The sequence below is a fragment of the Blastomonas sp. genome, from assembly GCF_041747255.1.
Classification (GTDB): domain Bacteria; phylum Pseudomonadota; class Alphaproteobacteria; order Sphingomonadales; family Sphingomonadaceae; genus Blastomonas.
Genome location: NZ_JBGTFM010000275.1, coordinates 1 through 6,015 on the forward strand (window position 1 = coordinate 1; position 6,015 = coordinate 6,015).

General features: G+C 59.9%; 6 protein-coding genes and 2 pseudogenes. 4 read left to right on the top strand and 4 right to left on the bottom strand.

Going from position 1 to position 6,015, the window contains the following annotated elements; translation table 11 throughout:
• The 3 genes and pseudogenes from ACEW8G_RS09300 to ACEW8G_RS09310 form a co-directional block, all read right to left on the bottom strand.
• A pseudogene (locus ACEW8G_RS09300) lies at positions 1 to 254 on the bottom strand (hypothetical protein); the annotation flags it as partial.
• Positions 255 to 273: 19 nt separating this feature from the next.
• On the bottom strand, positions 274 to 996 hold the full coding sequence (locus ACEW8G_RS09305; RefSeq protein ID WP_373488148.1) for a hypothetical protein: 723 nt from the start codon (positions 994 to 996) through the stop codon (positions 274 to 276).
• Positions 997 to 1,009: 13 nt separating this feature from the next.
• Positions 1,010 to 2,221 (bottom strand): toxic anion resistance protein, encoded by a 1,212-nt coding sequence (locus ACEW8G_RS09310; RefSeq protein WP_373488149.1) that lies wholly within the window; start codon positions 2,219 to 2,221, stop codon positions 1,010 to 1,012.
• 184 nt (positions 2,222 to 2,405) lie between these two features.
• Here ACEW8G_RS09310 and ACEW8G_RS09315 point away from each other — a divergent pair, with 184 nt between their 5' ends.
• From ACEW8G_RS09315 to ACEW8G_RS09325, 3 genes are all read left to right on the top strand, one after another.
• Entirely contained in the window at positions 2,406 to 2,696 is a 291-nt protein-coding gene (locus tag ACEW8G_RS09315) for a type II toxin-antitoxin system RelE/ParE family toxin (RefSeq protein ID WP_373488150.1), read from the top strand.
• Between the two features lie 9 nt (positions 2,697 to 2,705).
• Positions 2,706 to 3,026: a HigA family addiction module antitoxin gene (locus ACEW8G_RS09320; protein ID WP_373488151.1), complete on the top strand. Its 321-nt coding sequence runs from the start codon at positions 2,706 to 2,708 to the stop codon at positions 3,024 to 3,026.
• 350 nt (positions 3,027 to 3,376) lie between these two features.
• Entirely contained in the window at positions 3,377 to 3,745 is a 369-nt protein-coding gene (locus ACEW8G_RS09325) for a hypothetical protein (protein ID WP_373488152.1), read from the top strand.
• 65 nt (positions 3,746 to 3,810) lie between these two features.
• Here the strand turns inward: ACEW8G_RS09325 and ACEW8G_RS09330 are convergent, their stop codons facing one another.
• Positions 3,811 to 5,538: a fatty acyl-AMP ligase gene (locus tag ACEW8G_RS09330; protein ID WP_373488153.1), complete on the bottom strand. Its 1,728-nt coding sequence runs from the start codon at positions 5,536 to 5,538 to the stop codon at positions 3,811 to 3,813.
• A 183-nt stretch (positions 5,539 to 5,721) separates the two neighbouring features.
• Here ACEW8G_RS09330 and ACEW8G_RS09335 point away from each other — a divergent pair.
• Positions 5,722 to 6,015: pseudogene (locus ACEW8G_RS09335) on the top strand (RecX family transcriptional regulator); the annotation flags it as partial.

Sequence of the window (6,015 nt, forward strand, 5' to 3'; positions counted from 1 at the left end):
GTCAGCGCCTGCCAGAACTGCTGCCCGGCATAGCCGATGATGCCGAACAGCATCAGGAACAGCGCGAGCCACAGCAGCAGCGGCAACCGCCCCAGCCCGAGCAGCGCGAGCAGGCCATCGCTCGCGGCATCGCCCAGATCACTATCGCTATCGAGATCACCCAACCCCAGCGCCTGCAGCCCGCCGATCAGCAGCATCAGCACGATCGCGGCGGCAAAGGGGGTGTTCTGGCTGGCGAGGAGAAAGTCGAGCATGGGCGGGCCAGTGTACACGCTATTGCGCGTCTGCCAGGCCATCATATTTGAGTTCAAGAAACCGTCCGCGCACCGCCAGCCTGTCGACATCGCCCTCGGCAATGCTGCGCGTGGCGCCTGCGATTTCGCGTTCGATCACGCCAAGGCCGTGCACCAACTGTTCCTCGGGGCTGCGTTCGCCGCGCTTTTCCTGGCGCAGGTTCGCCGGTATCTTGCGATAGCCGGTGATCAGCTCGGGCAGGTGTTCGCCCACCAGCTTGCGGATCTCGCGCGCGGGCTCGCTGTTTTCCTCCAGCGTCTGCAGCTGCGGCGCGAGCAGATCGAGCTGCACGCCGATATTGTCGATGAGGTTGACGGCAGGCGCAGGGAGCGCCGGGCGCTGGGTTTCCAGCCACATCTCGGTCTTGCCCGCGAGCACCTTGAGCGGTTCTTTCGCCAGCTTCTCAGGCGTCGGTACGCGCAGCTTGATCGAACTGCTCAGCACCACCGTGGCGACCACGGCGGCGAGCACGGTCAGCATCACGCCGTAAAAGCCGATGCCGTTGATAATGGCGCCGACCACCCCGGCAGTGACCAGGATTGCGCCCACCGCCATCGCGATCGCCGCGATCTTGCGCCACAGGTGCTGGCGCTTGAGCGCGCGCGATTTGGTGCCGATGGACTGGCCCATCGCCACGCGCCGCTTCACCGCTGCGGCGTCGGCGAGGATCTGGTCGGACTGGCGGGTCAATGATTTGGTCATCCGTTGTTGCCGGTCATGCCTCCAGCGAGGAGAGCAGCGACGGACCGGAGGATGCGCCGCTGGTCTGGGCCTGCGTCGCCCCTTCGGCGCGCGCGATATAGCCCTTGGACTTTTCGACCTCTTTGCTCAGCGTGTCGACTGTCTGCTTCATGCTGTCGAGCGCCTTCAGCTTGAAGGTGTCGATGTTGTCCATCGTATCATAGATGTTCTGGAACGCGCGCTGCAGCGTCTCGACGGGGATCGTCGCCGATGCTGCCTGCTCATGGATTTTCGCGGTCTGCTCCTTCAGCATTGTGCCGGTCGAATCGATGATGTTGGCGGTGGTGGTGTTCAAGGCGGTGATCTGATCGAGCACCAGCTTTTGCCCGACGAGCGCCTGCGCGACGGTGACGGCGGTGCGCAGCGCGGCCACTGTGGTGGTGCTTGCCCGGTCGACGCCCTTGACCAGCTCAACATTGTTCTTCTTGACCAGATCGAGCGCGAGATAGCCCTGCACCGTCACTGCCATCTGCGTCAGCAAATCCTGCGTGCGCTGGCGCACATAGAACAGCGCTGATTCCTTGATCGCCTTGGCCTTGGCCGGATCGGTCATCTCAAGCTCGGCGGCTTTTTCCTCCAGCCGCGCGTCGAGTGTTTTGGAGACGTGAATCATCTGCTCCAGCTTGCCCATCGCCGCCCACAGGTTCTGCCGTTCGACATCGATCGCGGCATTGTCCATCAGCAGTTCGTCCTTGCCGCTTTGCAAGCTGCCCAAAATCGACTGGATATGCCCCTGCGAGCTTTTGTAGCTGTCAAAATAGTCGCGCATCTTGTTGCCGAACGGGATGACGCCGAAAATCTTCTTGCGGGTGAACAGGTCGCCCTTCTTGCCGGGATCAAGGTCTTCGACCGTGCGGCGCAGCTTGGCAAGATCAGCACCGACCGAATTGTCGCTGTCCATCGCGCGCACCGGACGGTCGAGAAAGCGGTTGGACTGGCCCGCCGCTTCGCCGATTTCCTTGCGGCCCATGTTGGTGATCTGATCGACGCGCTTGCCGAATTCGGGCGAATTGACGTCCTGCGCGACGAGATCGGCGATGAATCCCTCGACCTTCTCGTCAAGCTTGCTGCGCACCTCTTCGCCCACCGGCACCAGACCGGTGGCTTCGGCAACGGTGACAACTGGCACCGGATCGGGCGCCTCAAGACTGAGTTTCTTTTCGGCCACTGCCGTCTGCGTTGCCATGCCTTGCGCTCCCGTTGGTGCCTGCTTCCCCCAAAATGAGGCGAAATGCCGGTTCAGGCAAGCGAATTAGCCTGACTGTGTTGATATAGCAACACAGTTCGTGGGTGCAAGGGGTGATAGGGTACATCATCTGAGCCGTATTGTGTAACTTGACGCCGAACGGCGGACTCTGATATGTTTTAGCATGAAGATCAGGAATGTCGTTCACAAGGGTCTGCGCCGTTTCATCGAGGAAGACGACGCCAGCGGCCTGCAACCGACGGTCGTGTCAAAGGTAAGGCGGATCGTATCGTTCCTGCAGGACATGGACCGTGAGGAGGAATTGCGGACCATTGCCAGTTGGAAGGCACATCTTCTCACCGGCAATCGCAAGGGCACATGGAGCCTGTTTGTGACCAAGAACTGGCGGATGACGTTTCGTATCGACCGACAGGACATCGAGATTATCGATCTGGATTATGAAGATTATCATTAGGAGACCGTCATGAACACGCCATTGGGCATCCGCTTGAAGGCACCCGCACATCCGGGGGGCTTCATTAAACACGAAATTATTGAGCCTCTGGGCCTGACAGTCACCGCTGCTGCGGCGGCGCTGGGAGTAACGCGCGCCACGCTGTCAACCTTGCTCAACGAACGTGCGAACCTTTCGCCTGAAATGGCGCTGCGCATCGAAAAGGCGTTTGGCGTATCGATGGATACGTTGATGCGGATGCAAAGCAGCTATGACATCGCCAAGGCGAGGTTGCGCGAGGGGGAGGTGCAGGTGACGCCGTTTGTAAGTAACCAGGCTATTCTGACCTGAGTTGTCGCACGGAACAAAGGGGTCAGGCTGATGGGCAAAACTCGATTGGTGGGCTTAGTCGTGGCCAAAATCCTGGCGCTGCTGGTTGTTTTCTTTGGATCGATGAATTTCGCAAACGCTCAAATCGCTTAAACTTTTGCTACGAATGCACAATCGCAAACGCGAGAGGGGGAAAAGGTCGGCTGCACCATTATTTTTGATGGGGCTACGCACGACTGGCTGTACAGCAAAGGTGCGCTCGTCGCCGTATCCGGCAGCGTTTCCTTCAATGGTTATGGACCTGATGGCTCTGTTTCACCTGCGTTGTTTATTAAATTGGTTACGAGCGACGTAGTGCAATCAAAGGGCCAATGGTGCTCGTCCCCAACCCGCCGTCATTTGTCGTTCCACTTGGGATCAATGGCAAATCCACGCGAGAGCATTTTTATCAAACAGTGGAAGGAGATACCGCCGGAGCCTGGCTTGCCATCTACAGCATCCAGGCTTTGGACCTAGTCTTAGAACGAATAAGCACAAACAATCAACTGGCCTTCGCTTTCAATAGACGTCCAGGCGGTTCAGACCTCCAATTCATCGTTGATTTATCCATCGGACAGAAGGGTACCGACACTGGAGCAAAGACAAAAACGGATTTTGCAAATTGTGTAGGCGAACTTATCAATGAGCTAGGAAATAAGCTCAAAAAGCAGTCGGCTTATCGGTTAAACGCTATCAGCTAAGAGCCCAAAAATTTACATCCGTATACAACTCGTTGGTTCGGCATAATATTATGTAGCTAATGCACTCAAGCCGCCAGTTCATAAGGCTGGATTTCGCCCGACAGATACAGGTTGCGCGCTTTCGCTCGGCTGAGCTTGCCCGATGATGTGCGCGGCAGGGTGCGGGGCGGCACCAGTTCAATGACGCAGTTCATGCCAGTGATCGAGCGCACCTTTTCGCGGATTTCATCGCGCAGACGGCGGCGTTCGGCCTCATCGGTGGTGCGGCACTGCACCAGCACGGCGGGGGCTTCCTCGCCCGCAGAAGTGGTGATCGAGAACGCCGCGATATCGCCGGACTTGAAACCGGGCAGTTGCTCAACCGCCCATTCGATGTCCTGCGGCCAGTGATTCTTGCCGTTGATGATGATCATGTCCTTGGCGCGGCCGACGATATAGAGATAGCCATCGACCAGATAGCCCATGTCGCCGGTGTCCAGCCAGCCGTCGATCAGGCAGGCGGCGGTCGCTTCAGGATCGCGAAAATAACTGTGCATGATCGATGGACCGCTGGTCCACACCTTGCCGATTTCGCGGTCGGCGAGCACGCGGCCACCCGCATCACGGATTTCAAGGCTCATGCCCCGGCATGCCTTGCCGCAGTTGACGATCGAGCGATAGCGGCGCGGCTTCGACAGATCGACCGGCGCACCCGAGAGGCGCGATTCCTCGACCAGATCGACGACAATGCCTTCGCCTGGCGGCATCAGCGTGACCGCCAGCGTCGCCTCGGCAAGCCCGTAGCTCGGCATGAAGGCGCTTGCCTTGAAGCCCGCATCGGCAAAGGCGTTGACGAAGCTTTGCATCACATCGGGGCGGATCATGTCCGCGCCGTTGCCGGCCAGCCGCCAGCGCGACAGGTCGAAGCGTTCGGCAACCTTGGACTGGCTGCCGATGCGGCGCGCGCAGATGTCGTAGCCGAAGGTCGGCGAATAGCTGCATGATGTGCCGGGATTTCGGCTGATGATGTCGAGCCAGGCGAGCGGACGCCGGGCAAAATCCTCGGTCTTCAAATAATCGGTGGAGACCTGGTTAGCGACCATCGAGAGCAGGCATCCGACCAGACCCATGTCATGATACCAGGGCAGCCATGATATGCAGCGATCGCTCTGCGCGATGTGCATGCCGTGCGCATGCGCCGCAAGGTTGCTGAGCAGCGCGCCATGGGTGATCGCGACGCCGTGTGGAAAGCGGGTCGATCCGCTGGAATATTGCAGATAGCAGATGTCATCGCTGGTCGCGGGCGGCAATGTCACATCGCCCACCATCAGCGCGCCGAACGCATCCCAGTCGAGCCCCTCGATGCCGCAGCGCTGCGCGGCCTCTCCGCCCATTTCGGCGAGCTCTGAAGGATAGAACAGCAGCGCCGGGTCGCAGCTGCGCAGCTGCACGCTCAACTGTTCGACATAGCTTTCCTTGCCGCCAAAGCTGGTCGGCAGTGGCAGCGGCACCGGCCATGCACCGGCATAGACCGCGCCGAAGAACAATGCGGCAAATTGCGCGCTGGTTTCGGCGACGATGGCGATGCGGTCCTGCGGCTTCACGCCGCGCGCGATCAGGCGGCTGGCGTTCGCCAGCGCATCCTTGCGCAGGTCGCTATAGGGGTAAGCGCGCGCCAGATTTCCGCGCGGATCGTGAAAGTTCAGGCCGCGCACCCCTTGCCCCGCATAGTCCAGCGCCGCGCCCAGCGTCGCAAAATCGGCAAAGCGCCGCGGCAAGGTATCTGCATGTGGTGTCGGCAGCAAAATTGTCATTCCTATCAACCCGTCGCTTATCTTTGTCGCACCGCCGGGTTGACCCGGTCCTGTGCAGTCTGTTGTCCGGGGTTCAGGCACGCATGCGCACCGCTGTCCTCCCCTGATTTAAACCTTTGCACCGTGCCAATAGCCGATGACAAGCGTTCTAATTTCGACCCGACTGTGGCACAAAAAAGGCGCATGACCCGCGCCCGACCCCAGAAGAAGCCGCCGAAGCCGCTCGATGAGCCATCAATGCGCGATCTGGCGCTGCATTATCTGGGGCGGTTTGCGACGACACGGGCGCGGCTGGTGCAATATCTTGAACGCAAGATCAGGGAGCGCGGTTGGGCAGGCGATATCCCGCCCGATTGTGCCGCGCTGGCGGATCGCTGTGCTGAGCTTGGCTATGTTGATGACGCAGCTTATGCCGCGATGAAAGGCGGGTCGCTGCTGCGGCGCGGCTATGGCGCGCGGCGGGTGGAGCAGGCGCTC